27 protein-coding genes are annotated in these 24,674 nt (G+C 58.3%); 11 read left to right on the top strand and 16 right to left on the bottom strand.

Annotation, left to right across the window (positions count from 1 at the left end; translation table 11 throughout):
- Both DSM14862_RS03420 and DSM14862_RS03415 read right to left on the bottom strand, forming a co-directional pair.
- Nucleotides 1-1,143, bottom strand: coding sequence for an alpha-D-ribose 1-methylphosphonate 5-triphosphate diphosphatase (locus tag DSM14862_RS03420; protein WP_007119017.1), 1,143 nt, complete (start codon nucleotides 1,141-1,143; stop codon nucleotides 1-3).
- Nucleotides 1,130-1,930 carry an alpha/beta fold hydrolase gene (locus tag DSM14862_RS03415; RefSeq protein WP_007119016.1) on the bottom strand — a complete coding sequence of 267 codons (801 nt, stop codon included), beginning with the start codon at nucleotides 1,928-1,930 and terminating at the stop codon, nucleotides 1,130-1,132. Before DSM14862_RS03415 ends, DSM14862_RS03420 begins: the two co-directional genes overlap by 14 nt.
- Before the next feature lie 63 nt (nucleotides 1,931-1,993).
- On the opposite strand from DSM14862_RS03415, the gene DSM14862_RS03410 reads away from it, so the two are divergent.
- Complete coding sequence (locus DSM14862_RS03410) at nucleotides 1,994-2,458, top strand: NUDIX domain-containing protein (RefSeq protein ID WP_007119015.1); 465 nt, start codon at nucleotides 1,994-1,996, stop codon at nucleotides 2,456-2,458.
- Here DSM14862_RS03410 and DSM14862_RS03405 read toward each other — a convergent pair.
- From DSM14862_RS03405 to DSM14862_RS03395, 3 genes are all read right to left on the bottom strand, one after another.
- Entirely contained in the window at nucleotides 2,424-3,272 is an 849-nt protein-coding gene (locus DSM14862_RS03405) for a DMT family transporter (RefSeq protein WP_040700519.1), read from the bottom strand. The genes DSM14862_RS03410 and DSM14862_RS03405 overlap by 35 nt on opposite strands.
- Nucleotides 3,273-3,449: 177 nt before the next feature.
- Nucleotides 3,450-4,196 carry a sensor histidine kinase gene (locus DSM14862_RS03400; protein ID WP_007119013.1) on the bottom strand — a complete coding sequence of 249 codons (747 nt, stop codon included), beginning with the start codon at nucleotides 4,194-4,196 and terminating at the stop codon, nucleotides 3,450-3,452.
- A gap of 73 nt (nucleotides 4,197-4,269) precedes the next feature.
- Entirely contained in the window at nucleotides 4,270-5,613 is a 1,344-nt protein-coding gene (locus DSM14862_RS03395; protein ID WP_083804551.1) for an extracellular solute-binding protein, read from the bottom strand.
- A gap of 435 nt (nucleotides 5,614-6,048) precedes the next feature.
- On the opposite strand from DSM14862_RS03395, the gene DSM14862_RS03390 reads away from it, so the two are divergent.
- Both DSM14862_RS03390 and DSM14862_RS03385 read left to right on the top strand, forming a co-directional pair.
- Entirely contained in the window at nucleotides 6,049-7,824 is a 1,776-nt protein-coding gene (locus DSM14862_RS03390) for a sensor histidine kinase (protein ID WP_165481273.1), read from the top strand.
- Between the two features lie 23 nt (nucleotides 7,825-7,847).
- The gene (locus DSM14862_RS03385; RefSeq protein ID WP_007119010.1) at nucleotides 7,848-8,276 is read left to right on the top strand and encodes a response regulator; all 429 of its coding nucleotides are present in this window, start codon (nucleotides 7,848-7,850) and stop codon (nucleotides 8,274-8,276) included.
- 100 nt (nucleotides 8,277-8,376) lie between these two features.
- Here DSM14862_RS03385 and groL read toward each other — a convergent pair whose 3' ends face one another.
- From groL to DSM14862_RS03370, 3 genes are all read right to left on the bottom strand, one after another.
- A complete protein-coding gene (gene groL, locus DSM14862_RS03380; protein ID WP_007119009.1) occupies nucleotides 8,377-10,023 on the bottom strand; it encodes a chaperonin GroEL in 1,647 nt (548 codons plus the stop codon).
- A gap of 66 nt (nucleotides 10,024-10,089) precedes the next feature.
- Nucleotides 10,090-10,377 carry a co-chaperone GroES gene (groES, locus tag DSM14862_RS03375; protein ID WP_007119008.1) on the bottom strand — a complete coding sequence of 96 codons (288 nt, stop codon included), beginning with the start codon at nucleotides 10,375-10,377 and terminating at the stop codon, nucleotides 10,090-10,092.
- 166 nt (nucleotides 10,378-10,543) lie between these two features.
- A complete protein-coding gene (locus tag DSM14862_RS03370) occupies nucleotides 10,544-11,224 on the bottom strand; it encodes a DUF2161 domain-containing phosphodiesterase (RefSeq protein WP_007119007.1) in 681 nt (226 codons plus the stop codon).
- Between the two features lie 64 nt (nucleotides 11,225-11,288).
- Here DSM14862_RS03370 and DSM14862_RS03365 point away from each other — a divergent pair, with 64 nt between their 5' ends.
- The 7 genes from DSM14862_RS03365 (at nucleotide 11,289) to DSM14862_RS03335 (ending at nucleotide 16,612) form a co-directional block, all read left to right on the top strand.
- On the top strand, nucleotides 11,289-11,642 hold the full coding sequence (locus tag DSM14862_RS03365) for an MmcQ/YjbR family DNA-binding protein (protein ID WP_007119006.1): 354 nt from the start codon (nucleotides 11,289-11,291) through the stop codon (nucleotides 11,640-11,642).
- 98 nt (nucleotides 11,643-11,740) lie between these two features.
- Nucleotides 11,741-12,661: a manganese-dependent inorganic pyrophosphatase gene (locus DSM14862_RS03360; protein ID WP_007119005.1), complete on the top strand. Its 921-nt coding sequence runs from the start codon at nucleotides 11,741-11,743 to the stop codon at nucleotides 12,659-12,661.
- 50 nt (nucleotides 12,662-12,711) lie between these two features.
- Nucleotides 12,712-13,584: a TIGR01459 family HAD-type hydrolase gene (locus DSM14862_RS03355; protein ID WP_007119004.1), complete on the top strand. Its 873-nt coding sequence runs from the start codon at nucleotides 12,712-12,714 to the stop codon at nucleotides 13,582-13,584.
- Nucleotides 13,585-13,673: 89 nt separating this feature from the next.
- A complete protein-coding gene (locus tag DSM14862_RS03350; RefSeq protein WP_007119003.1) occupies nucleotides 13,674-14,117 on the top strand; it encodes a MaoC family dehydratase in 444 nt (147 codons plus the stop codon).
- 61 nt (nucleotides 14,118-14,178) lie between these two features.
- Complete coding sequence (locus DSM14862_RS03345) at nucleotides 14,179-15,111, top strand: bifunctional riboflavin kinase/FAD synthetase (protein ID WP_007119002.1); 933 nt, start codon at nucleotides 14,179-14,181, stop codon at nucleotides 15,109-15,111.
- Entirely contained in the window at nucleotides 15,108-15,578 is a 471-nt protein-coding gene (locus DSM14862_RS03340; RefSeq protein WP_007119001.1) for a YcgN family cysteine cluster protein, read from the top strand. Before DSM14862_RS03345 ends, DSM14862_RS03340 begins: the two co-directional genes overlap by 4 nt.
- Nucleotides 15,578-16,612, top strand: coding sequence for a threonine aldolase family protein (locus DSM14862_RS03335; protein ID WP_007119000.1), 1,035 nt, complete (start codon nucleotides 15,578-15,580; stop codon nucleotides 16,610-16,612). Before DSM14862_RS03340 ends, DSM14862_RS03335 begins: the two co-directional genes overlap by 1 nt.
- Nucleotides 16,613-16,616: 4 nt before the next feature.
- Here the strand turns inward: DSM14862_RS03335 and DSM14862_RS03330 are convergent, their stop codons facing one another.
- Both DSM14862_RS03330 and DSM14862_RS03325 read right to left on the bottom strand, forming a co-directional pair.
- A complete protein-coding gene (locus tag DSM14862_RS03330) occupies nucleotides 16,617-17,414 on the bottom strand; it encodes an alpha/beta fold hydrolase (RefSeq protein ID WP_007118999.1) in 798 nt (265 codons plus the stop codon).
- Nucleotides 17,411-18,007, bottom strand: coding sequence for a 2-hydroxychromene-2-carboxylate isomerase (locus DSM14862_RS03325; protein ID WP_007118998.1), 597 nt, complete (start codon nucleotides 18,005-18,007; stop codon nucleotides 17,411-17,413). The genes DSM14862_RS03330 and DSM14862_RS03325 overlap by 4 nt, the downstream gene beginning before the upstream one ends.
- Nucleotides 18,008-18,109: 102 nt before the next feature.
- Between DSM14862_RS03325 and DSM14862_RS03320 the strand changes: the two genes are divergently transcribed.
- The gene (locus DSM14862_RS03320) at nucleotides 18,110-19,129 is read left to right on the top strand and encodes a ribose-phosphate pyrophosphokinase (RefSeq protein WP_040700515.1); all 1,020 of its coding nucleotides are present in this window, start codon (nucleotides 18,110-18,112) and stop codon (nucleotides 19,127-19,129) included.
- Nucleotides 19,130-19,188: 59 nt separating this feature from the next.
- On the opposite strand, the gene DSM14862_RS03315 is transcribed toward DSM14862_RS03320, so the two are convergent.
- The 6 genes from DSM14862_RS03315 to DSM14862_RS03290 all read right to left on the bottom strand — a co-directional run bounded on the left by DSM14862_RS03315 (nucleotide 19,189) and on the right by DSM14862_RS03290 (nucleotide 24,542).
- Nucleotides 19,189-19,539, bottom strand: a complete 351-nt coding sequence (locus tag DSM14862_RS03315) for an H-type lectin domain-containing protein (protein WP_007118996.1) — start codon at nucleotides 19,537-19,539, stop codon at nucleotides 19,189-19,191.
- 110 nt (nucleotides 19,540-19,649) lie between these two features.
- Entirely contained in the window at nucleotides 19,650-20,090 is a 441-nt protein-coding gene (locus DSM14862_RS03310) for a F0F1 ATP synthase subunit epsilon (RefSeq protein ID WP_007118995.1), read from the bottom strand.
- A gap of 12 nt (nucleotides 20,091-20,102) precedes the next feature.
- A complete protein-coding gene (gene atpD, locus DSM14862_RS03305; RefSeq protein ID WP_007118994.1) occupies nucleotides 20,103-21,527 on the bottom strand; it encodes a F0F1 ATP synthase subunit beta in 1,425 nt (474 codons plus the stop codon).
- Between the two features lie 18 nt (nucleotides 21,528-21,545).
- Complete coding sequence (locus DSM14862_RS03300) at nucleotides 21,546-22,427, bottom strand: F0F1 ATP synthase subunit gamma (protein WP_007118993.1); 882 nt, start codon at nucleotides 22,425-22,427, stop codon at nucleotides 21,546-21,548.
- A 15-nt stretch (nucleotides 22,428-22,442) separates the two neighbouring features.
- Complete coding sequence (gene atpA, locus DSM14862_RS03295) at nucleotides 22,443-23,981, bottom strand: F0F1 ATP synthase subunit alpha (RefSeq protein WP_007118992.1); 1,539 nt, start codon at nucleotides 23,979-23,981, stop codon at nucleotides 22,443-22,445.
- Nucleotides 23,982-24,542: a F0F1 ATP synthase subunit delta gene (locus DSM14862_RS03290; RefSeq protein WP_208855089.1), complete on the bottom strand. Its 561-nt coding sequence runs from the start codon at nucleotides 24,540-24,542 to the stop codon at nucleotides 23,982-23,984. It lies immediately after the preceding gene.
- Nucleotides 24,543-24,674 lie beyond the last annotated feature (132 nt).

Genomic DNA, 24,674 nt, shown 5'->3' with positions numbered 1-24,674 from the left:
TCAGGCGGCGAAACGCTCTGCGATCACCCCTGACATAAAGCTCACCCGCCCCGCCACGAAAGTAGCGGAAACACGGCCCGTGGCCTTGTCCAGCACGACGAGATCAGCGCGTTTGCCCGGCGCGAGCGTGCCACGATCCGTTAGCCCCAGCACCTGCGCCGGCCCCGATGAAACCAACGCCCATGCGCTCGCGAGGTCCATCAACCCACTCTGCGCCAGCATCAACGCGGCACGACGCGGCGACGGGTAATGGTAGTCTGACGCCAAGGCATGACACAGCCCCATGCTGATCAAGTCCAGCGCCGAGAGGTTGCCGTTATGCGACCCGCCACGCACCACATTCGGCGCGCCCATGATCACCGCATCACCCGACACATGCGCGGCCTCGGCGGCCTCCTGCGTCTCTGGGAACTCAGCCAGCGTCACAGCCCGCGCCCGCCATAAGGCGCGGCCCTCTGCGGTCTGGTCGTCATGGCTACCCATCTTGACCCCGCGCTGCGCGAGGTCTGCGCAGAGCCGATCCAACGCCGCTGGCACCTCATCGCGCCGCGCGTGCATCTCTTGCATCTGCGCTAGATGGCTTTCGGGGCTGCGCCCGGCCTTCAGCGCTTGCCCCACCAGCCGTTTGGGCATTTTGCCCTGCGCCAAGCGATCATGCGGCAGGTGATCGTTAAAGACCACATAGCCCACACCCCAATCCGCGATCCGTTGCGGCAGGCAGTCATAGAGGTCGAGCATATGGGTCTCAAACCGCAGTTGGGGGCGGACATCGGTGACCAGTTCGGGCGCGGTATCGCGAATGCCGGTAAAGACCTGATCGGCAAACGCCAGCCCCCGAAGCCCGCCTTCCCAACTGACGAATTGCGCCAAAATCGCTGTCGTTATCCCATTGGCGGCCAACTCGGCTTCCGCCGCGACCAGCCCCTCGGAGAGTTGTTTCATCGCCCCCCGGCGCGGAGCCAGATGCCGCTCGAACGCATCGCCGTGAAGATCAACGATCCCTGGAAGCACCTGGAAACCAGTCAGATCGACGCGCCGCCCCACCGGGGCTTCGAGGATCAACCCATCGGCAAAGGACAGCGGCGCGCAGCTCAGCCCTTCGGGGTGCAGAACGTCTGCGTTGATCAAATTAAGGTTTGGCATCGGTCCCTCCCATCCCCGGCAGGCACCCCCCTTCGGGGCAGCCAATCGCATTCAATACGCCATCGATAAAGGTCATCGAACGGTCAAAGCTGCCGGTTTTCAGAAAGGCCATGGTCTGCGCAATCACACGCGGGTTGTTCATCATAAAAGTATGGGTCACGGGCAAAACGATATGCTCTTTCATACCCGCCACACGTGTTGACGCGACAGAGACTTTCCCATCATCCGGTCCCGGCAGTAGACTTGAAAAATATGGATTTAGCGACTGCGAGCCAGCGATCACCCCCAGTTCGAACGGCACGGGTGGCAATTGGTTTGGCAAGGCTTCATCGCCGGTACCGATCTCGGCCCCCGCGGGGCCGTTCAGCCATTCAAACGCCGGATTTTCGACCAGTTCGTCCACCACCTCGCTGCCATGGTTGGGCGGCCCCAGCATCACCACCCGGCCCACCCGATCAGCTCCGGCCTCTGCCACCCATTTGCGCACCAATATGCCACCCATGGAATGGGTCACGAAATCAATCCGTCCGGTTCCGCAGGCAGCTATCGCACGCGGCAGGGTTTGCTTCGTCAAATCAGCGATATTGGCCTCGGTCGAGGGGTAGCCGGGACGTACCACACGGTACCCTTCGGCAGCCAAGGCGGCCTCCATTACGGCGAAAGACGTTTCGGTCCGCGCCAAACCATGCAGCAATACAACACAGCGACCTACAGCAGTTTCCGCCTTGGCAGGCTGCGGCAGCGCCAACCAAAACGCGGCGAAAATCAGGGAAAGGCTTTTCATCATGCCCTCCAGATAGACTGATTGCCAGGACTGTGAAATGGTCTTGGCGCGTTACCTGACGAAAGTATGCCGATGCCCCGCCCCTGCCCCCGATTGGCCGCCCGTGCGGTCTTGCTCCATGAAAGCCGGTTGCTGCTGGTAAACGCCTATTCCGACAACAGGCTCGGTCTGATGTGCGCCCCAGGTGGCGGGGTAGAGGCCGGAGCGTCGTTACCTGAGAATCTGCGTCGTGAAGTTTTCGAGGAGACCGGTCTGCATATTTCGGTAGGCCAGCCTTGTCTGGTGAATGAATTCCACGACCCGGGCGGCGATTTCCATCAAGTAGATATCTACTTTCGTTGCCTTCTCTTGGGTTCGGCTGAAATTGCGCCCAATTGGCAAGACCGCGAGGCCATCGTCACCCGGCACCAATGGGTAACCAAATCCGAACTTGCGCAGGTGCCCCATAAGCCAGACAGCCTTGGCGCGGTCGCTTTCGGCATCGCAGATGCGGCGATTACCTATGATCCGTTGGAGCCGATCTTGCGCTGATCGCCCAGGCGATCCCGCCCAGCACCAGAACCGTGGCGATGAGTAGGGTAAAACTCAGCGGTTCCCCGAGAATCAGCGCGCCAGCAAAAATCGCAATGATCGGCACACTGAGTTGCGCCACGGCTGCCGTCCCTCCGTCGATCCGGGCCAGCACTGCATACCACAACGCGTAGCCAAGGCCCGAAGTTATCCCACCGCACAGCGCACCGAGCAGAAGACCTGATACGCTAAAATACCCGCCCGAAAATGCTGGCAGGATCAGCATGAAAGGCAAGCAAAGCAAAAAGTTTGCTGAAGTTGCGGCCAAAGGATCACCGGATGTGCGCCCGACGATCGTGTAGGCGGCCCAGCCGATCCCGGCGAGAACCATAAGCCCAGCACCCGCGACATCTGTAGAACTCTGCCCATCAGGCCAAAGTACAAGCACCAAGCCCGCGAAGGCTGCTGCCGCACCGATTACCTGCCTTGCTGTAGGTGCCGTGCCGGTAAGCGCTGCGTGGGTGAACATGGTTATCTGCACCACGCCGAAAAGAATAAGCGCGCCAAGACCGGCATCCAACGTCATGTAAGCGAGGCTAAAACCAATCATGTAGACAGCAAGGCTCAACGCCCCGCCAATCCTGTTACGTCGTAAAAGTGGTAATCGCCCTCCCCTCAACGCCACCATCACCGCCAATACCACAGCACCCGCGCCGACCCGAACCAAGGCAAAGCCAGCGGGATCAATATGCCCACCGTCGACCGCCATCCGTGTCAGAATGGAATTGGCCGCAAAAGCGCACATGGTGAGGGCGGAAAGAAGGAGCAGTTGCATAGCCATTCGATTAGCCTCCAGACTTGGCTGCGCCAAGCACGGAATCTCTCTGGCCTGGCAATCTAAACGGGTTGTGATGCTTCACCTCCTACGGCTTCACCGGATTTGCTTGTTTCGAGCCACCTCTTTCCCCGTCCGAACGGGATTGGTAAACCTGATCCGGCCCTTTTTACCTTCCTACATCGTGACCGTCTGCAATCTCACTTCAACCGTCGTTCCGCGCCCTTTCTGTCCGAAAAGAATTCTTGCAGATCCTTCATAACACCTGGCGATTTTTCGTACGATGGCCAGCCCAAGGCCAGACCCTTCAACGTCGTCCCGCGCACGCAGCGTGGTCATGGGCCTGAAAACCCGCTCATGAAACTCCGGCTGGATACCTGGACCGTCGTCCGAAATCGTCAGTACCAGAGCCGTTCCCTCCATCCGACCCATTACCTCAACAATTCCCGCAAGCTGATCATGATGCTTTACTGCGTTGCCAATCAATGCCGTAAAGAGCGCATGCAGATCCTGTTCGCAGATCGGAAATGAATGGCAATTGAACTGTTGGTTGAATCGAAATTCTCTTGGCAGCCGCAACTCTTCTAGGGCAACATCACAGGCATCACGCAAATTGACCTTTTGAACATTTCGACCTTCACCCGCACGAGAATACTCCAGCAAGTCGATCAGCATCCTGTCCAAGCGTCGCGTATGCCGTTTCATCAAGGAAATCGAATCAAGTACTGATGCACTCACTTCTAGCCCAGATTCTTCGAGGTCTTCAGCGATCCACTCAGGAAGTTCTAGTAATGCCCGGATGGAGCTTCGTAGATCATGGCTTAAAAGATAGATAAACTCTTGCGTATCCACGGCAGCGTTTTCCGGCGGCGCGGCCGAAAGCGGATCAGTGTCGGGGGTGAGGTTCAACAGCGGTGGTGTCATGTGCTAATAGCCAAGATGGCTCCATTAATTATATTAAATAGATTGAGCACTAATTATATGCGCAGCCCTGTAATCACGCGATATCTCGCAGTAAACGGCGAGCTTCTGGCGGATATTTGGCCCGAAGCTGCGCCCATCGCTGTATCTGTTCCGCACGCCCGGCGCGACTTGTAATAAGTTGCCATTTTTGAGCGACTCGGGTTAAGGCCACTTTCGGCGTTACGTCCCCTTGGAGGGCTCTGTCCAGCCCTCTGGCTAAAGTTTGAAAGTACTCCGATTGCCCTTTGAGATACAGATCGGGTATCGCCCCTTCGAGTGCCTCGCGATGCACTTTTAAGAAGGGCTCGGAATAGGCCTTTTGTACACCCGGATCGCTGTAGTGTTCATCGCGGTATGGGTCAAAGAACCCGCCGGGTTGCCGAACAGCAAGCGTTGACATTGCGGGAGTGGCCGCAAAGAGCGCAAAGAGATATCCGAGCTCTTTCTGCGTCGAGGCGGTGCTGATGACAAAGCTCCACCCCCAATTGAAATATGGGGCTGACAGCAATTCATGCCCAACCTTTCCGCCCGGCGTGGGCCCATGTACCATTCGCCCCCGCATCGGTGATTGCAAAGAATTCAGATACTTCTGCGTCCCGCCCCAGCCAATGTTGCAATACACATCGCCCTTTGCATACCGCGCCCAATTTCCGAATAGCCCAAGGCTGGATGCTTCTGGAACGAGGCAGTCTGTAATCGCGATCAATTCCTCCAATGCCGCGATACCCGCCTCCCCAGCGATTTGCGGCGTCATATCAGAGGCCAAAGGCCAATAACCGTTGGCATGAAATCTAACCCACCATTCCCAGGCCAGATAACCCGGCGTGCGAAATAATAACCCCCCATATCGGCCTTCCGCCGGCGAATCGAAAAAACGAATTTGCCGATCTAATTCCTCCCAAGTTTCTGGAGTGGAAAGAATATAGCCGAAGCGATCTGCATAGCGTTTTTGCGCATCCAAATCATTCAGCATTTCGCGGTGGTAAAACATCAAATAAGCGTCACCATCCGTCTGGAAGCCGTACGTCTGACCGTCGAACTTATCGCCCTCCTGATAGAGCATCGCGTTCCTAAAACCGTTAGGTTCATAACGCCCAATATAGTCATCTAAAGCATGGATCGCGCCTGCTGCAACAAGGTCGGCTACGCCGAAAGTTGCCGGTAAGGCAATGTCATATTTCGCCTGACCCAACACGCTATTTAACATCAGTTCAGCATTGATTTGATCGACATGGACCTCTTCTAAATTTATCTGAATACCGGTCTTCTTTGTAAAAGCTGCAGCGACCGGGTCGAGATTGGCTCGAGACCCTTCTGGTAACAAAACAGAGAGTGGGCGACCGTTGTCGCCTAGTTTACGCGCATCTTCCGCGACCACTATGTCAATTGCCTCCGACCCGAATACCGGGCCGGCTGCCAGCGCTGTAAGACTTGCCCCAAGGCCGAGGGAAAGCCGTCGTCGCGTAAGTTTCTTCCCTCTCAACACGTCATAAACCTCCAGATTTTCATACCGACAGCCGGGATGGTCCGCTGACGATGAATCAGTTTTAGGTCGGTGGCGCTTAACATTGCGTTAATTGGTTCCGGCTATTCATCCTGCATGGTTACGATGCTCCCTCTCAGACAACTGCTGCAGCTTTTTGGCAGCCGCATTAGCACCCGCCTTAGGGCGGTGCTTTTCCTGGTCGCTGCAATCATTTGCGTGGCAGGGTCAGCCGCTACGATACAAATGCGCTCTGCATTGAGCAGTCATGCCCATTTAAGTCTATCCGCGCTACCAATGATGGCTCTTTCACAACGAATTGAGCGCTCAGTGAATGACGTATTCTTACTGATTGAACAGTTAAACCAGACTGGGTTTGCGGTTTCCCTTGAAGCCCTTGAAGAGGACATTTCCGCAAAGATCGGTAGCGTTATCAGCTTGCTGGATACCCTCAAAGAATTGGGAATAGACCAGCCACTTTTGACCCAGCTTGAGGAGCGGTTGCAGGTGGCGCGGCGCGCGTCGGCTGCGACGATTCAAAACCGTCGTGAGATGCGGCGTTCAGATGCTCAAATTATAGAGGCGCTCGATAGTATTGAGCAGGTCCAGGATCAAAGCCATCTAATTATTGATGACCTCGCTTTTCAGCTTTCGGAAAGGTCCGAAGCCCTACTACGCAACCCAGATGGGTTTCCTCCTTCGGACGACGACTCCACTCGAGCGCTTAACGCAAACTTCCAGGACCTTCTGCTAAATGCCGTCAATCTTAATGATGCACGCCTAAGCCTAGATACGCTAATTAACATTGTTGTCGCGCAAAGGCTGCAAGACAAACCGCTTCAGCTTGAACGAGCGAAGCTTCAGGTAAAGGAGCACCTACAAGATATCATAGCCCGTCTTCCGCGTATTGCCGATACAGAAAAGCAGCAGTCCTTGGCACGTCAGATCACCGCGTTGCGTGATGTTCTGCTTGACTCCGAAATTGGCTTTTTTGTCCATACCGATGCGCGCCTGCGGTTTCAGAATGGCCTCAAGGCACTGCAGGCTGAGCATTTGCCCATGATCATTGAACTGTCAGACATGTCCTCCGACCTGACGCAGAATGCATTACAACTGGTTGATCGCGCGACAGAGGAACTTAGCAATGCTATTCACCGGGTCATTTGGATTGTGGGCGCAACAGTTACGATTGCGCTTTTCGCCATTGCTCTTACAAACGGGCTGGTTATCGAGCGGCAATTCAACCGTCGTATCAGAAAGTTAACCAATTCCGTAGCGGCCATTGCAGGAGGCGACCTAGATCATCCAATTACCATCCGAGGCCGCGATGAATTGGGAGAAATGGCGCGTGCTTTGGTTATTTTCCGCCAAAATGCAGAAGAACTTCGTCGCTCGAATATTGAGCTAGAGAAGTTTGCCTATGTGGCCGCACATGATCTTCGCTCTCCCCTACGTGCTGTACACGAACTAAGCCTTTGGGTGCTCGAGGATGAGGAAAACGTTCTAAGCAACGAAAGCCGTGAGTATCTACTGATGTCCCAGCAGCGAATTGATCGCCTCAACCGCTTACTGAACGATCTACTGGACTATGCACGCGCCGGGCAAGATCAGCCTATTCCAGAGCCAGTCAATTTTGCCCGCTTGGTGGCAGAGCAGGCACGCTATATCGATACTGAGGATCGGTTCGATATTAGCTTCACTGGCACGGATCAATTAATTGACGTGCAACTCAGCCCGCTGCAGCAAATTTTGGGCAACCTCATCTCTAACGCAATCAAGCATCATGACCGTACCCAAGGTGAAATCCATGTCAGCGCTGACGTTGTTGAGGATCGTTTGATCCTGATGGTCCGCGATGACGGCCCTGGAATAGAACTGCAACATCAAAACAAAATATTTGAATTATTCCAGACACTGAGACCGCGTGATGAGGTTGAGGGAAGTGGTCTTGGCCTTGCCATTGTAAGTAAATTGGCGAGCCACCAGAAGGGCAAAATCACCCTTATATCCGACCCTGTTAAAGGTCGGGGCTCAACCTTTATTGTCGAACTCCCACAAGCACCGGACTCTCACCGCCCTGCACCGCCGATAGCGGCGGCGGCGTGAGGCAAGCCTCGAAGGACTGCTGGATGAAAACTACTGCCGCAAAATTTCTTATCGTCGATGATGACAAGGTTAGTGTGATGGCCATGCAGCGGGCGATGCGAAAATTGAAAATCGTGAACGAAACGGCAGTCTGCCACGACGGCCAACATGCGCTAGAGTTCTTAGCAGAGGAGGTAAAACAGCATGGGCGATTGCCGCCCTATATCATTACACTCGACCTAAATATGCCGCGGATGGGTGGGCTCGAATTTTTAGAAATCGTTCGGGCGGATCCGGCTTTAGAACGTATGGTCGTTTTTGTTTTTACAACATCTGACATGCCCACAGATGTTCAATCGGCTTACAGCAAGAATGTCGCGGGCTATATTGTGAAGGAGAACCCGTCAGAGACCTTTGCAAATGCGCTCGACATGCTGAATGCCTATGCGCGGATTGTCGAGTTGCCCAATTGAGGGCAATAAACTGAGGGGCAAATATAACGGTGCCCCCACCAAAGAAAAAGAGGCGCGCCATTTCTGGCACGCCCCCTGATCTTGAGCCGATTGGGCTGGCTTACATCATGCCGCCCATGCCGCCCATGCCGCCCATGTCGGGCATGCCGCCGCCGGCACCTTCTTTGGACGGACGGTCAGCGACCATCGCCTCAGTGGTGATCAGCAGACCAGCGATGGACGCCGCGTCTTGCAGTGCTGTACGCACAACTTTGGCCGGGTCGATAACGCCGAACTTGAACATGTCGCCATATTCTTCGGTCTGCGCGTTGAAGCCGAACTTCAGGTCGTCGCTTTCGCGGATCTTGCCGGCAACAACCGAACCGTCCACGCCAGCATTTTCAGCGATCTGACGCAGTGGCGCTTCCAATGCTTTACGCACGATGGAGATACCGACGTTCTGATCGTTGTTGTCGCCTGTCAGACCTTCGAGCTTTTTGCCCGCCTGAACCAGAGCAACACCACCGCCAACAACGATGCCTTCTTGAACAGCGGCACGTGTCGCGTTCAGGGCGTCATCAACGCGGTCTTTGCGCTCTCTCACTTCGACTTCGGTCATGCCGCCGACGCGGATAACAGCAACACCGCCTGCCAGTTTGGCAACACGCTCTTGCAGCTTCTCACGGTCGTAGTCAGACGTGGTTTCTTCGATCTGGTTACGGATCTGAGCAACACGTGCTTCGATCTCGGCCTTCTCGCCTGCGCCATCAACGACGATGGTCGCATCTTTGGTGATCGACACTTTCTTGGCGGAACCCAGCATGTCCATGGTCACGGACTCAAGCTTCATGCCCAGATCTTCGGAGATCACCTGACCACCGGTCAGAACCGCGAGGTCTTGCAGCATTGCTTTGCGACGGTCACCGAAACCAGGTGCCTTCACAGCAGCAATTTTCAGACCGCCACGCAGTTTGTTCACGACGAGGGTCGCAAGGGCTTCGCCCTCAACGTCTTCGGCAATGATCAAGAGCGGCTTCTGGGACTGGATAACCTGCTCGAGCAGCGGCACCATCGGCTGAAGGCTCGACAGTTTCTTCTCGTGCAGCAGGATGATCGCGTCTTCCAGCTCGACAGTCATTTTGTCGGAGTTGGTGACGAAGTAGGGGCTCAGGTAGCCGCGGTCGAACTGCATGCCTTCGACGACATCGGTCTCTGTTTCCAGACCTTTGTTCTCTTCGACGGTGATGACACCCTCGTTGCCGACTTTCTGCATCGCGTCTGCGATCTGACGGCCGATCTCTTTTTCGCCGTTGGCGGAGATGGTGCCGACCTGTGCGACTTCGTCGCTGTCGGATACGTCACGGGCCGCGGCTTTGATCGCTTCAACGACCTTGGCAGTTGCCAGATCGATACCGCGCTTGAGGTCCATCGGGTTCATGCCAGCGGCAACCGATTTCATGCCTTCTTTGACGATGGCCTGGGCCAGAACAGTCGCGGTGGTTGTGCCGTCGCCTGCTTCGTCGTTGGTCCGGGAAGCGACTTCCTTGACCATCTGTGCGCCCATGTTCTCGAACTTGTCTTCTAGTTCGATTTCCTTCGCCACGGATACACCGTCTTTGGTGATGCGCGGTGCGCCGAAGGATTTGTCCAGAACCACGTTACGGCCTTTGGGGCCGAGTGTGACTTTCACCGCGTCGGCAAGGATGTTTACACCCTTGAGCATCCGGTTGCGGGCATCGGTGTCAAATTTGACGTCCTTAGCAGCCATGTTGTCTTCTCCTAAAATCTTAGATTGATGTGAGCGTCTTCAAAAAGGGTCGGCAAGCCGGGTGGCTTACGCGATGATCCCCATGATGTCGCTTTCTTTCATCATCAGCATTTCTTCGCCTTCGACGGTGACCTCTGTGCCGGACCATTTGCCGAACAGGATTTTGTCGCCGGGTGCGACGGCCATTTCGATCAGCTCGCCGTTGTCCTTGCGTGCGCCGGTGCCCACGGCAACAACTTCACCTTCGGAAGGCTTTTCTTTGGCGGAATCAGGGATGATCAACCCGCCGGCGGTTTTTTCTTCGCTTTCGGTACGCTTTACCAGCACACGGTCATGAAGCGGTTTCAATGCCATCTTTGCAGCTCCTTAAGGCTCAAAGTTACTCTTCCAAGCCACCCCCTCCGGTCGAGGGGTGCAGCCGTTAGCACTCAACCCATGTGAGTGATAACGAGGCATAGCTAAGCAGCGGTCCGCGTCCTGTCAACAACGGCGTCAAAAAATTTTGCGCGGGTTGGAACTGTTAACCCGCGCCCAGAATGCGGCCAGCGGTAGCCACAGCCTCTGCCCCCGTTGGGGTCAGGCCGTATATGCCTTTGTCGACCTTTTCAAACCACCCATAGTGATCGTCGCGCATCATGCGGGTTGCTGCCGACACCTCGGTCGCGCGGGCCACGTCAGCGCCCTTGCTTGCGCCAGCCTCAAAGAGGAATACCGCCAGCTTCAGTGCGTCTTGGCGGTAGGCCGTCACCAGACCCGCGCGGGTCTGACCGCCGTCATTCGGATCCCCCTGCCGCCGAGCGAATTCGCGCAAGAGCATAGCCGCGCGCTTGGCATTCTTGCGCGGCGCATAGGGGCCGGGATCGCAATGCACTTCGACCAGCCCATCCGAGAGCCGCACAGTAATCAGCCCTAGCCCGAGCCGCCGCGCCAGCGTGACGTTATCCTTCACCGACTTGGCAAAACGCTTGCCGGGTTGGCGCGCCACGGCGAGGTAGACATCATCCGACACCTTGAGCCGCGCCAGGCATTGATGGAACAGCGCCAGCGAAAAGCCGAGTTTCAGCTCCACCACCACCGGCGGTTCTGCCCCGCGCACCGCCACCACATCTGCCGCGCCGACTTCGGATTTTACAACATAGCCCTGATCTTCAAGGAACGCCTTGATTGGAGGGTAAAGATCGGTCTCACGGGGCTTACTCATGGCGGGCAACTTGCCCCATCGCGCAGCGCTATGCAAAGGGCCGCGTGCGGCTTAAGCTGATGCAATGACCCGCGACGAATTCAACGCCTTTTGCGCCGCCCTGCCCCAGACATCCCACGTCGTGCAATGGGGCAACGCTGACGTGTGGAAAGTCGGCGGCAAGGTCTTTGCGATCTGCGGCTGGGCCGACGACGCGCCTGCTTTCACCTTCAAGGTGACCGAACTGGGTTTTGAGGTGCTTTCAGACAGTCCCGGGTTGCGGCCTGCACCCTATTTGGCGTCACGCGGGCTGAAATGGATCCAACATTACGCCGAACCGGGGCTTGGTGACGATGGCCTACGGGATCACATCCGCGCCTCCTACGACATGATCGCCGCCGCACTTTCAAAAAAGAAACGTGCAGAACTGGGCCTTTAGGCGCTGCGTGCAATGCCGCGATGCAGCAGGCGCAGGTGACAAGCCTCTTGAACCTGCTATAAGGCCCGCAAATCCACCCGAACAGACAGGACCGCCCCATGACAACGCTTGTTTTTGGCCATAAATCCCCCGACACCGACAGCACCGGCAGCCCGATTGTCTGGGCCTGGTATCTTAACGAGGTTAAGGGCATCCCCGCCAAGCCCGTTCTGCTGGGCGAGCCGAACACCGAAGCGCTGTTCATGCTCGACAAATGGAACCTCGATAAGCCGGAAATCTTGACCGCGCTTGAGGCCGACACCAAGGTTGTCATCGTCGACACCAACAACCCAGCCGAGCTTCCCGCCAACATCAACGAGGCCGACATCACCGGCATCATCGACCACCACCGTTTGGTGGCGGGCTTGGAAACCCGCGGGCCGATTGAGATCAACATCCAGCCGCTCGCCTGCACCGCGACCATCATGTTCAAGATGATCGGCAAAGATTGGGCACAGGCCCCGCGCGGCGTCAAAGCGGCGGCCCTGTCCTGCATCCTTTCCGACACGCTGGAATTCCGCAGCCCGACAACCACCCAAGAAGACCGCGCGATTGCCGAAGATATCGCGCGCGATTTAGGCGTCGACATCAGCGAATACGCGGCCGAGATGTTCGCGGCGAAATCCGATGTGTCGTCCTTTAGCGAAGCTGAACTGCTGCGCATGGACAGCAAGGAATTCGACCTCGACGGCACCAACCTGCGCGTCAGCGTGTTGGAGACCACCTCCCCCGCGCCGCTGCTTGAGCGTAAGGACGCGCTGATGGCTGAGATGCCGAAAGTGGCCGAAGCCGACGGTGCCGCACAGGTGCTCTTGTTCATCGTCGACATCCTTAAGGAAGAGGCGACGCTGCTGGTGCCCAACGACATGGTCAAACACATCGCCGAGCAGAGCTTTGGCGCTGAGGTGTCCGGCGACACGGTCGTGCTGCCCGGCGTGATGAGCCGCAAAAAGCAGATCATCCCCAACCTCAAGATGTAAGCAAATCGGGCGGGCCAAGTGCCCGCCCTCGTTTTTTGAAAGGCCGCACCATGACCCGCATTATCTCTGCCCTGACCGACGTATCCGATCAATATGACGCGCTGTTCGTCGATCTCTGGGGCTGTGTTCATGACGGGCGCAAAGCGCTGCCTGATGCGGTGGCGGCGCTGCAGGCCTATCGCAAAACCGGCGGCAAGGTCGTGCTGGTCACCAACTCCCCCCGCCCGCGCACGGGCGTGGAAAAACAGTTGCAGCAGTTCGGCGTGCCGGAAGACGCATGGGACAGCATCGCTACTTCCGGCGATTCCGCACGCTCTGCCATGTTCCGCGGTGCGGTGGGCGAAAAGGTCTGGTTCATCGGCCATCCCGGCGAGCGCAAGTTTTTCGAGCCGCTGACCCTTCTCGAAGACCCAGTAGATATTGAAACTGTCGCATTGGATCAGGCCGACGGCATTGTCTGCACTGGCCCTATTGATCCAATGGCGGACCCCGACGTGATGCGCCCCGAGTTTGAGCAGGCCATCGCCCGCGGGCTGAAATTGCTCTGTGCCAACCCCGATATTGTGGTGGACCGGGGCGAGGTGCGCGAGTGGTGCGCCGGGGCATTGGCTGCGCTCTATACAAAAATGGGCGGTGAAAGCCTCTACTTTGGCAAGCCACACGGTCCGATCTACGATCTTGCGCGCCGTCGCCTTGCCGCACTTGATGTCGAAATTTCCGACGACCGTATTCTCGCTATCGGTGACGGCATTCTGACGGACGTTAAGGGCGCGATCGACGAAGGCATCGATTCGCTCTTCATCACCGGCGGTCTGGCGGCTGCGGAAACGGATACCACTCACCAACCCGATGAAGAGAAGCTGACGTCTTACCTGACCCGCGAATCTTCCTCCCCGACTTACGCCATCGGGTTCCTGCGTTAACCCAGATTTCACTTGATTTTCTGCAGTTGCGAAGTAATAAAGTTGCATCTCAACGCCTCTCGGCGTCACTTTGTTACTAGGGAGCCGTCATGTTGGATAATCTGCCGCGCGGGACGATTTGCATCGAAGACATCGAAATCGGGATGACCCGCCATTTGCGCAAAGTCGTGACTGATACGGATATCGAGATGTTTGCGCAGGTCTCCACCGACCATAACCCGGTGCATTTGGATGACGATTACGCCCGTGACACGATCTTTGAAGGGCGCATCGCTCATGGAATGCTGACCGCGGGGCTGATCTCTGCCGTGATCGGCGAACAGCTTCCCGGTCACGGCACGATCTACCTCGGACAGTCGCTTAGGTTTCTTGCCCCCGTTCGCCCCGGCGACATGGTGCTGGCGGAAGTGACAGTCACCGACATGGATATCCGCAAGCGCCGGGTCAAAATGGATTGCCGATGTTCGGTCGACGGCAAGCCCGTTCTCGAAGGTGAGGCCACCGTGCTCGCACCTTCAGCCAAGTTCGACTGACCGTACAGTTTCGCTCTGCCTGCATCTTGCCCTTGCGCGCAGGCACGGCTAGGCAAGGTCCATGCGGATCATCCGAGATTATCAATTCGTCGACCTGCCCGATCGTGGTGCCACCGCTGCGATTGGCAATTTCGATGGCGTTCACCTTGGCCACCGGTCGGTAATCGAACTGGCGCAGCGCGCGGCCCCCGAGGCGCCCCTCGGTGTGGTCACCTTTGAACCGCATCCCCGCGAATATTTCGCCCCCGATGCCCCGCCTTTTCGTCTGATGGGCCGCGAGGCCCGCGCACATCGACTGGAGAAGATCGGCGTCGAACGGCTTTATGAGCTAGCCTTTAACGGTACGCTTGCCAGCCTCAGCCCCGAGGCATTTGCCCGGGATGTGCTGCACGAAGGGCTCGGGCTTGCACATGTGGTGGTCGGTGCTGACTTCTGCTTTGGCAAAGGCCGCGCAGGGACGGCGGACGATCTGGTGCGCTTCGGCGATCAGTATGGATTTGGCGTCACCATCGCCCCGCTGATGGAGCGTGATGAGCTGACGGTATCCTCGACCGCGATCCGCGAAGCGCTGAGCGGTGGTGAGACCCGCGAAGCGGCGGCCATGCTCGGCCATTGGCACCGTATTGATGGGCCAGTGATCTCAGGCGAACAGCGCGGCCGCGAGCTGGGCTTCCCCACTGCCAACATGTCCATCGATGGGCTGCACCCGCCTGCCTTTGGCGTCTATGCCGTGTTGGTGGATGTGCTGGAGGGGCCGCATAAGGGCAGCTATCACGGTGCGGCCAGCATCGGCGTGCGCCCCATGTTCGGCGAAAACAAAGCCAACCTTGAAACCTATCTCTTTGATTTCAAAGGCGACCTCTATGGTGCGCCGCTCTCGGTTGGACTGGTCGAGCACCTGCGTGGTGAAGAGAAGTTCGACAGTCTTGAGGCACTCATCACCCAGATGGACGCCGATTGCACCCGCGCCCGTGCCATTCTGGAGGCTCTATGAGCGACCCGATCCCCCGCAAGGGCTTGGCTCCGAAATTCTGGGAGCAAAAGCCCCTCAAAGAGATGTCCCAAACTGAGTGGGAAGCGCTTTGTGATGGTTGCGGGAAATGTTGCCTGAACAAACTAGAAGACGAAGACAGCGGAGAAGTGGCCCTAACCCGTGTCGCCTGCCGTCTGCTGGACGATAGCACCTGCCGCTGCGTGCACTACGAGAACCGGCATGAGTTTGTGCCCGACTGCATCGTGCTGCGCCCCGACAACCTTGATACCCACGCCTATTGGATGCCCCAGACCTGCGCATACCGCCTGCTTTGGGAGGGCAAACCGCTGCCCGAGTGGCACCCCCTGCTGACCGGCACGCCCGACAGTGTCCATGACGCCGGGGTCAGCGTGCAATTTGATACCGTGTCCGAATTCGACACCCCGTTCGAGGAATGGGAAGACCATATTATCGAGGAGCCCACCTGATGTTTTTCGCCTCTGACAATGCCGGCCCCGTCCATCCCAAGGTGATGGAGCGCGTGATCGCCGCCAACAGCGATTACGCCATGCCCTACGGCAAAGACCCGATCATGGACGAGGTGCGCGCGCAGATACGTGAGCAGTTTGAGGCACCTGAGGCCGCGGTCTATCTTGTTGCAACCGGAACGGCAGCGAATGCGCTGGCGCTGGCCTGCTATTGCCAGCCGTGGCAGACGATCTTTTGCTCCAAAGTCGCGCATATCGAAGAAGACGAATGCAATGCGCCTGAATTCTACAGCGGCGCGGCCAAGCTGACGCTGGTCGAGACCGACGACAAAATGACCCCAGACGCCCTGCGCCGCGCCATCACCGCGCGGGGTCTTGGCGATGTGCACAGCCCGCAGCGCGGCCCGGTGTCAATCACCCAAGTGACCGAACGCGGCGGCGTCCATAGCCTTGACGAATTGCAGGCGCTGACAGCGGTCGCCAAGGAACACGATCTACCCGTCCATATGGACGGCGCGCGTTTTGCAAATGCGCTGGTGGCTCTAGGCTGCACCCCGGCAGAGATGACGTGGAAATCGGGCGTTGATGTTGTCAGCTTCGGCGGGACCAAAAACGGCTGTATGGGCGTGGAGGCGGTGGTGTTTTTCGACCCCCAGAAAGCGTGGGAGTTTGAACTACGTCGCAAACGCGGGGCGCATCTTTTCTCCAAACACCGGTTCCTTTCTGCGCAGATGGCGGGCTATCTCGCCGATGGCGCATGGTTGGAAACGGCCAAAATTGCCAATGCCAACGCAGCGCATCTCGCCCAAGGGCTGCGCAAGGCGGGCGTTAAGTTTCTCCATGAGCCTGCGGCCAATATGATCTTCGCCCGCTTCCCCCGCGCCATCCACCGCAAACTGCATGACGCAGGCGCGCGCTATTACCTGTGGGACGGCACGCTGGACGGTGACGATGGCGAGATGCTGGCCGCGCGGATGGTCTGCGACTGGTCGATCAGCCGCGACCAGATCGACCAGTTCCTAAGCCACTTTTAAACCCTCACACCAGCGGCACGTCGCTCAGGAAATCGCGGATCGCCTCGGCGACCTCGGCGGGGTGGGTGATGGGCACCATATGCCCTGCCCCGTCGACTGAAACCCGCCGCGCGTTTGGCAGGCGGCGCATGAGCGAATCGTTGATCGCATGTGCCGCCTTGGGCGAAGCGCTCCCCTCGACCAGCAGCGCGGGCATCGACGCGCGGTCGAACATGCCCGGCGCAAGCAACCCGGCGCTGTCTTCGCCAAGGAAGGGTGAAGAAGCGGGGATAAATCCAATCCGGTCCACCATATAGGCGCGGGTCGGTTCAGGGATTTGATCCCATTTCGTGCCATCGCCCCAGACCCGGTTGAACAGCCGTGCGGCGGTGTCTTTGTCGCCCTCGGCCAACGCAGCCTCGAATGCCGCGTTCTGATCGTTGTATTCGGCCATCGCGTCAGGATCATCCTGCTTGGCTGCGGCAAAATAGACTGGCTCAATCAAGGTCATGCTGCGCACCAATTCGGGGTGTTCGATCGCCAGCCGCAGCGCCACGGTCGCGCCGAAAGAATGGCCGATCAGGTCCATCGGCGCTTCGAGCAGGCTCAGCGCCATATCGGTCGCTACATCGTGGATATTGCCCTGCCCGTCCCAATCGCCAGAACGTCCGTGCATCGGCAGATCGAACGCCCGCAGGGTCAGCTCGTCCGACAAGGCGGCCCCAACGCCGCGCCAGGCACCGGAATGCGCCAGCGAGCAATGGATCGCCAGCGCCGGGCGCGGGCCGTGACCGAAACGGCGCGCGTTGGTCTCTGGAATCACAGCTTGCCCCCGAGGTGCAAATCAAGGTCTTCCAACCGATCCTGCCCCCAGAACTTTTGATCTCCGACGATATAGAAGGGCGCACCGAAGACGCCCTGCGCCACAGCCTCTTCAAGGTTCGCTGAATAGGTCTCAGCGCCCTGCAACAACCCGCTGTTCGCCAAGTCGGGGTCAAAACCGGCCTCTTCCAGACAAGCGCGCACGACATCGTCATGGCCAATGTCCCTTTCCTCGGCCCAAACGGCGCGGGTGATTGCATGAGTAAGCTTGCCTAGGTCACCGCCGCCTGCGTTCTGCGCAGCGATGACGGCATAGGCCGCGGGCGCGCCATTCGTGGGCCAATGCGCCGGCTTGAGGTTGAAGGGCAAATTCAGTTTGCGCGCCTGACGCGGCAAATCCTGCGCACGGTACTCATTGCGGCTAGGATGACGCTCGGCTGGGGGCAAACCACCTGTCCGCGGGAAAGCCGCGACGATGTCGAACGGCTTGTAAACGATCTCGGCCCCATGCATTTCAGCAATCGCCTCAAGCCGATTCCCGGCGAGGTAGCAATAGGGTGACAGGGTCGCGAAAAAATAGTCGATCCGGGCCATTTGAGTCTCCTTCGGGGGCGGTGCAGCTTTGCCCGACCGTAAGCGCATGCTAAGCGGTGTCAACGTCACGAATCTGCAACCTACCGCTGCTCCGGAGCCCCTATGCCACGCACTTCAGAACCTAAGCTGATCTCAGGCAATGCCAATATGCCGCTTGCCAAGGCCATCGCCCGGCGCATGTCGCTGCATCGCGGCGTTAACGTGGGGCTCGTGGACGCACGGGTCGAACGCTTCAACGACGGCGAGATTTTCGTCGAAGTTTATGAGAACGTGCGCGGTGAGGATATGTTCATCATCCAGCCCACGTCGAACCCGGCCAATGACAACCTGATGGAACTGATGATCATGGCCGACGCGCTGCGCCGGTCTTCGGCGGCCCGGGTGACGGCTGTGTTGCCCTACTTCGGCTACGCCCGCCAAGATCGCCGCACCAAGGCCCGCACGCCGATCACCGCCAAGATGGTCGCCAATATGCTGACCGGGAGTGGCATCGAACGCATCCTGACGATGGACCTGCACGCGGCACAGATTCAGGGGTTCTTCGACATCCCAGTCGACAACCTCTACGCCTCGCCGATCTTCGCGCTCGACATCAAAGACACCTTCAAAGACCGCATGGATGAGTTGATGGTCGTCAGCCCTGACGTGGGCGGCGTGGCCCGTGCGCGTGAGCTGGCCAAGCGTATTAATTCCCCTCTGTCGATCGTCGACAAGCGCCGCGAAAAGGCGGGCGAAGTGGCCGAGATGACCGTGATTGGTGACGTGAAGGGCAAGATCTGCCTGATCGTGGACGACATCTGCGATACTGCTGGCACGCTTTGCAAAGCCGCTGAAGTGCTGCTGGAGAATGGTGCCAAGGAAGTGCATTCCTACATTACTCACGGCGTTATGTCCGGCCCTGCGGTTGAGCGGGTTGAGAACTCGGTCATGAAATCGCTGGTGATCACCGACAGCATCGCGCCGACCGCTGCGATAAAGAAAGCACCGAACATCCGCATCGTGCCGACGGCGCCGATGTTTGCCCAAGCGATCCTGAACATCTGGAACGGCACCTCTGTCTCTTCGCTATTTGAGGCAGAGACACTTGGTCCGATCTATGACGGAATGTATGCCGCGAGCTAAGCTGCGCGCTGCGATCTAGGGGCGGCCTCCACGGGCTGCCCCACCCTGCTGGGCCTTGCCTAGCCGACGACCCAGTCGTCCTCTTCCCCTACGCCCCCAATCGCCGTCCAAGCCAAGCGCACCCGTGCGACGCGGGTGTCGCCCCAGGTGCGAAACACCATATCAAAACCCGCTTCAGTCACCGCCTCAGCGCAGATGTCCGCACGGGTGACGGTACTGGCGTCGATGTCCCAAAGCGACATGTTCACCTGAACATGGGGCGGCTCGCGGAAGGGTTCTGAAAAGGTGATCCGGCGACGGCGCTCGCGCTGGCCCCTGCCCGTCCACATCGGCCCACCGTCCTCATAGTCCGAGAACAGCATGACATCGCCGCTGTCCAGACCGATGGTATGGCTGCGCAGTCGTTTCATGTTTCGGATGTGTTTGATTTGGCTCTCATGACGCGATGATGCCGCAGGAGCCAGAGGCTTAAAAGCAAAAAGCCCCGCCGAAGCGGAGCTTTTTAAAAGCTTTCAAAGCATTACAGGTTGGGCTGCTTGCTCGACAACCCGATATGATCGCCAACGGCAACCATGTCGGCCAGAAGCTTGGCCGCATCATCCACGGGACCGGGTTCGTTTTCCCAGTTGTCCTTGGCGCGGGCGTAGACGGAATGCGCCTCCGCCACCATGCTGTCCATCTCTTCCTGGGTCATGTCGGCGCGTGCCACGGCACGTTCCGCCAGCACAGACACGCCGCCCTGACCGCCGATTTCGGCGAAGCCGCCGGTCACGACATACTCGAACGTGCCCTCCGGCCCTTCAACGCGCAGAAGGCCCGGACGCAGGGTGGTGATGGTGGGCGCATGATCGGCCATGGCCGTCATGTCGCCCTCAGTGCCCGGAATCTGCACGGCCGTCACCTGCATCGATGCCAGCCGCCGTTCCGGCGAAACGAGGTCGAATTGCATTGTGTCTGCCATTGTCAGCGCTCCTTAAGCGGCGTCTGCCGCCATTTTCTCGGCTTTCGCCTTCACGTCTTCGATGCCACCAACCATGTAGAAGGCACCTTCGGGCAGGTGATCGTATTCACCGGCAACCACGGCCTTGAACGACGCGATTGTTTCTTCCAGCGGCACCTGAACACCGTCGGAACCAGTAAAGACTTTCGCCACGTCGAAGGGCTGGCTGAGGAAGCGCTCGATCTTACGGGCGCGGGCCACGGTCAGTTTGTCTTCTTCGCTCAACTCGTCCATGCCGAGAATGGCGATGATGTCCTGAAGCGATTTGTAGCGCTGAAGCACCTGCTGCACGTCTGTCGCCACCTTGTAGTGCTCGTCGCCGATGATCAGCGGGTCAAGCAGACGCGAGGTGGAGCCGAGCGGGTCAACCGCCGGGTAGATGCCCTTTTCTGAGATCGAACGGTCAAGAACCGTTGTCGCGTCGAGGTGGGCAAAGGATGTTGCAGGCGCCGGGTCGGTAAGGTCATCCGCAGGAACGTAAACGGCCTGAACGGAAGTGATCGAACCGGATTTGGTCGAAGCAATACGCTCCTGCATCACGCCCATGTCGGTCGCCAGCGTTGGCTGGTAGCCCACAGCGGAAGGAATACGACCCAGCAGAGCGGACACTTCGGAACCGGCCTGTGTGAAGCGGAAGATGTTGTCGACGAAGAACAGAACGTCGGAACCAGATTCGTCGCGGAACTGCTCGGCCAGTGTCAGGCCGGTCAGGGCGATCCGCATACGCGCACCTGGAGGTTCGTTCATCTGACCGTAGACCAGCGCAATTTTCGACTCGACGAGGTTGTCAGGAACGATAACGCCGGATTCGATCATCTCGTGGTAAAGGTCGTTACCTTCACGGGTACGCTCACCCACGCCCGCGAAAACGGACAGACCGGAGTGCACTTTTGCGATGTTGTTGATCAGTTCCATGATGAGAACTGTCTTGCCCACGCCGGCACCGCCGAAGAGACCAATTTTACCACCCTTGGTGTAGGGCGCCAGCAGGTCGATGACCTTGATGCCTGTCACGAGGATCTGTGTCTCGGTCGACTGCTCGGCGAACTCAGGCGCGTCGCCGTGGATCGCACGGGTGGCTTCGGAGTTTACCGGACCTTTTTCGTCAACCGCGTCGCCGGTGACGTTCATGATGCGGCCCAGGGTCGCGGTGCCGACGGGCACGCGGATCTGGTCGCCAGTGTCGTTCACGGCTTGACCGCGGACGAGACCTTCGGTGGCGTCCATCGCAATTGCGCGGACTGTGTTTTCGCCAAGGTGCTGCGCCACTTCGAGAACCAGCGTTTTGCCCTGGTTCTGAGTGTGCAACGCGTTGAGGATCTCCGGCAGGTCGCCTTCGAATTGAACGTCAACGACAGCGCCGATGACCTGTGTGATTTTACCGACAGCATTTGCCATGTCGTTTCTCCGATTTGCTTACAGCGCTTCCGCGCCGGAAATGATTTCGATCAGCTCGTTGGTGATGACAGCCTGACGCGAGCGGTTGTACTGGATGGTCAGCTTGTCGATCATCTCGCCCGCGTTGCGTGTTGCGTTGTCCATCGCCGACATACGCGCACCCTGCTCGGACGCGCCATTCTCCAGCAGCGCCGAGAAGATCGCCGTGGCGACCCCGCGCGGCAGAAGATCGGCCAAGACCGCCTCTTCGCTGGGTTCATAGTCGAACAATGTGGACGCACCGCTGTCTTCGCCGTCTTCGGCTTCGAACTTGGCCGGGATGATTTGCTGCGCCGTCGGCGTCTGCATCACCACGTTCACGAACTTCGCATAGAAGATCGTCGCCACGTCGAATTCGCCGCCGTCGAACCGGTTCAGGACGTCCTGCGCGATCTTCTGCGCGTCGCCATAGCCGATCTTTTTGACGTCACTAAGGTCAACATGGCCAACCAGAAGGTTGCCCATGTCACGACGCAGCGCATCACGGCCTTTTTTACCAACGGTGAGGATTTTCACCTCTTTGCCCTGGGCCAGCAATTCACGCGCATGGGCTTTCGCCTTCTTTGCGATGTTGCTGTTGAAGCCGCCGCACAGCCCGCGTTCGGCGGTCATGACCACCAGCAGATGCACTTTGTCTTCACCGGTGCCGCTGAGCAGCTTGGGCGCGCTGTCGGAGCCGCCGACGCTGGCCGCGAGCCCTGCCATCACGGCATTGAACCGCTCAGTATAGGGACGCGAAGCCTCGGCAGCCTCCTGCGCGCGGCGAAGTTTCGCCGCGGCAACCATTTGCATGGCCTTGGTGATCTTGCGGGTCGATTTGACCGACGCGATCCTGTTCTTCAGGTCCTTGAGATTTGGCATTGCCTTATCTCCCGTTTAAGCGAAGTCGGCGGCGAAACCGTCAATGGCGGCTTTGATCTTCTCTTCCAACTCGCCTTTGACCTTGCGGTCATTGTTGGTGATGTCCTTGAGAAGGTCGTCATGCTTGCTGCGCAGATGCGCCAGCAGGCCCGCTTCGAAGCGGCCAACGTCGTTCAAGTCCACCTTATCGAGATAGCCGTGTGTACCAGCGTAGATCACGCAGACGATTTCCGAGTTGGTCAGCGGCGCGTACTGCGGCTGCTTCATCAGTTCGGTCAAACGCGCACCACGGTTCAGCAGCTGCTGTGTCGAGGCGTCGAGGTCGGAACCAAACTGAGCAAAGGCCGCCATTTCGCGGTACTGAGCCAGCGACAGTTTCACCGGGCCAGCAACGCTCGACATCGCCTTGGTCTGAGCCGAGGAGCCAACACGCGAAACCGACAGACCGGTGTTCACAGCAGGACGGATGCCCTGATAGAACAATTCGGTCTCAAGGAAGATCTGACCGTCGGTGATCGAGATCACGTTGGTCGGAATAAACGCGGATACGTCGCCACCTTGGGTTTCGATGATCGGCAGAGCCGTCAGCGAGCCGTTGCCAGCTTCGTCACCTAGCTTCGCAGAACGCTCAAGCAGGCGGGAGTGGAGATAGAAAACGTCGCCCGGGTAAGCTTCACGGCCCGGTGGGCGGCGCAGCAGCAGGGACATCTGACGGTAGGACACGGCCTGCTTGGAGAGGTCATCATAGATGATCAGCGCGTGGCGGCCGTTGTCGCGGAAGTGCTCTGCCATCGCGGTCGCGGCGTAGGGCGCGAGGAACTGCATTGGTGCAGGCTCGGACGCGGTCGCGGCCACAACGATGGAGTAGTCAATCGCGCCTGTTTCTTCGAGCTTTTTCACAAGCTGAGCAACAGTCGAACGCTTCTGGCCGATGGCGACATACACGCAGTACATCTTCTTGCCTTCGTCGTCGCCAGCAGCGGCGTTAACCTGCGCTTGGTTCAGCATCGCGTCGAGAGCGACAGCTGTTTTACCGGTCTGACGGTCACCAATGATCAGCTCACGCTGGCCACGGCCAATTGGGATCATCGCGTCAACGGACTTGAGGCCAGTTGCCATCGGCTCATGCACCGATTTACGCGGGATGATGCCGGGCGCTTTGACGTCGGCGATGCCGCGCTTGGTCGCGCCAATCGGGCCTTTGCCGTCGATGGGGTTACCAAGGCCGTCAACAACACGGCCCAGCAGTTCGTCACCGATTGGCACGTCCACGATGGAGTTGGTGCGCTTGACGGTGTCGCCTTCTTTGATGTCACGGTCGGAACCGAAGATAACAACACCCACGTTGTCAGCTTCGAGGTTCAGGGCCATGCCCTGAATGCCGCCGGGGAATTCGACCATCTCGCCGGCCTGAACGTTGTCCAGACCATAGACGCGGGCGATACCGTCACCGACGGAGAGAACGCGGCCCACTTCGGCGACTTCGGTTTCCTGACCGAAATCCTTGATCTGGTCCTTCAGGATCGCAGAAATCTCTGCTGCTTGGATACCCATTTATCCGACCTCTTTCATTACATTCTGGAGGGAATTGAGCTTGGAACGGATCGACGTATCGATCATTTTCGAGCCCACTTTGACAACAAGACCGCCGATGAGGCTTTCATCAACGGTCGCATGAAGTGATACTTTTTTGCCGGTGGAGGCATTGAGCGACTTGGTCAGCTTGTCCGACTGCGTCTTGGTCAGCGCTTTGGCCGATACGACGTCAGCGGTGATCTCGCCTTTGGCTTCGGCAATTGTCTCGCGCAGCGCCTTGACCAGCGCGGGCAACACAAACAGACGACGCTTTTGCGCCATCAGTGCCAGCGTGTTCGCCATGGTCTTGGTCAGGCCCATCTTGTCGGCCAGCACCTTGATCGCCTGCGCCTGCTGATCGCGCGTATAGAGCGGCGAAGAGATCAGGCGGCGAAAGTCGTCGCTGTCGTTCAATGCCGCTTCAAGTGCGGTAAGATCGCCCTCGATGGCATCGACCTGATTGGCCTCGCGGGCCAGATCATACACGGCTGTCGCGTAGCGTTCCGCGATGCCGGTGGAAATGGAAGCAGGTTCGGACACGTCCATCCTCTCGTTCAATAAGCGCCGGATATGCGAAAATCTCGCGTCACCAGCAGTTGGCGCGGCTTGAAGTTACCCAAGACGTCTAAATCAGGGGCGATGTAGCAGACAGGTTCGCGCCCGGCAACACAG

The sequence above is a fragment of the Sulfitobacter indolifex genome (assembly GCF_022788655.1).
In the GTDB taxonomy this organism is placed as follows: domain Bacteria; phylum Pseudomonadota; class Alphaproteobacteria; order Rhodobacterales; family Rhodobacteraceae; genus Sulfitobacter; species Sulfitobacter indolifex.
Note: the sequence above shows the minus strand (reverse complement) of the source record. Positions and strands in the feature narration are given on the sequence as shown.

Bases quoted from the DNA above. Each gene is read 5' to 3' on its own strand.
- DSM14862_RS03320 (WP_040700515.1), top strand. From the start codon at position 18,110: ATGCCACGCACTTCAGAACCTAAGCTGATCTCAGGCAATGCCAATATG.
- DSM14862_RS03355 (WP_007119004.1), top strand. From the start codon at position 12,712: ATGACCCGCATTATCTCTGCCCTGACCGACGTATCCGATCAATATGAC.
- groL (WP_007119009.1), bottom strand. From the start codon at position 10,023: ATGGCTGCTAAGGACGTCAAATTTGACACCGATGCCCGCAACCGGATG.
- DSM14862_RS03400 (WP_007119013.1), bottom strand. From the start codon at position 4,196: ATGACACCACCGCTGTTGAACCTCACCCCCGACACTGATCCGCTTTCG.
- DSM14862_RS03420 (WP_007119017.1), bottom strand. From the start codon at position 1,143: ATGCCAAACCTTAATTTGATCAACGCAGACGTTCTGCACCCCGAAGGG.
- DSM14862_RS03410 (WP_007119015.1), top strand. From the start codon at position 1,994: ATGCCGATGCCCCGCCCCTGCCCCCGATTGGCCGCCCGTGCGGTCTTG.
- groES (WP_007119008.1), bottom strand. From the start codon at position 10,377: ATGGCATTGAAACCGCTTCATGACCGTGTGCTGGTAAAGCGTACCGAA.
- DSM14862_RS03300 (WP_007118993.1), bottom strand. From the start codon at position 22,427: ATGCCAAATCTCAAGGACCTGAAGAACAGGATCGCGTCGGTCAAATCG.
- DSM14862_RS03345 (WP_007119002.1), top strand. From the start codon at position 14,179: ATGCGGATCATCCGAGATTATCAATTCGTCGACCTGCCCGATCGTGGT.
- DSM14862_RS03405 (WP_040700519.1), bottom strand. From the start codon at position 3,272: ATGCAACTGCTCCTTCTTTCCGCCCTCACCATGTGCGCTTTTGCGGCC.
- DSM14862_RS03310 (WP_007118995.1), bottom strand. From the start codon at position 20,090: ATGGCAGACACAATGCAATTCGACCTCGTTTCGCCGGAACGGCGGCTG.
- DSM14862_RS03315 (WP_007118996.1), bottom strand. From the start codon at position 19,539: ATGAAACGACTGCGCAGCCATACCATCGGTCTGGACAGCGGCGATGTC.
- DSM14862_RS03370 (WP_007119007.1), bottom strand. From the start codon at position 11,224: ATGAGTAAGCCCCGTGAGACCGATCTTTACCCTCCAATCAAGGCGTTC.
- atpD (WP_007118994.1), bottom strand. From the start codon at position 21,527: ATGGCAAATGCTGTCGGTAAAATCACACAGGTCATCGGCGCTGTCGTT.
- DSM14862_RS03340 (WP_007119001.1), top strand. From the start codon at position 15,108: ATGAGCGACCCGATCCCCCGCAAGGGCTTGGCTCCGAAATTCTGGGAG.
- DSM14862_RS03385 (WP_007119010.1), top strand. From the start codon at position 7,848: ATGAAAACTACTGCCGCAAAATTTCTTATCGTCGATGATGACAAGGTT.
- DSM14862_RS03415 (WP_007119016.1), bottom strand. From the start codon at position 1,930: ATGATGAAAAGCCTTTCCCTGATTTTCGCCGCGTTTTGGTTGGCGCTG.
- atpA (WP_007118992.1), bottom strand. From the start codon at position 23,981: ATGGGTATCCAAGCAGCAGAGATTTCTGCGATCCTGAAGGACCAGATC.
- DSM14862_RS03350 (WP_007119003.1), top strand. From the start codon at position 13,674: ATGTTGGATAATCTGCCGCGCGGGACGATTTGCATCGAAGACATCGAA.
- DSM14862_RS03365 (WP_007119006.1), top strand. From the start codon at position 11,289: ATGACCCGCGACGAATTCAACGCCTTTTGCGCCGCCCTGCCCCAGACA.
- DSM14862_RS03335 (WP_007119000.1), top strand. From the start codon at position 15,578: ATGTTTTTCGCCTCTGACAATGCCGGCCCCGTCCATCCCAAGGTGATG.
- DSM14862_RS03325 (WP_007118998.1), bottom strand. From the start codon at position 18,007: ATGGCCCGGATCGACTATTTTTTCGCGACCCTGTCACCCTATTGCTAC.
- DSM14862_RS03360 (WP_007119005.1), top strand. From the start codon at position 11,741: ATGACAACGCTTGTTTTTGGCCATAAATCCCCCGACACCGACAGCACC.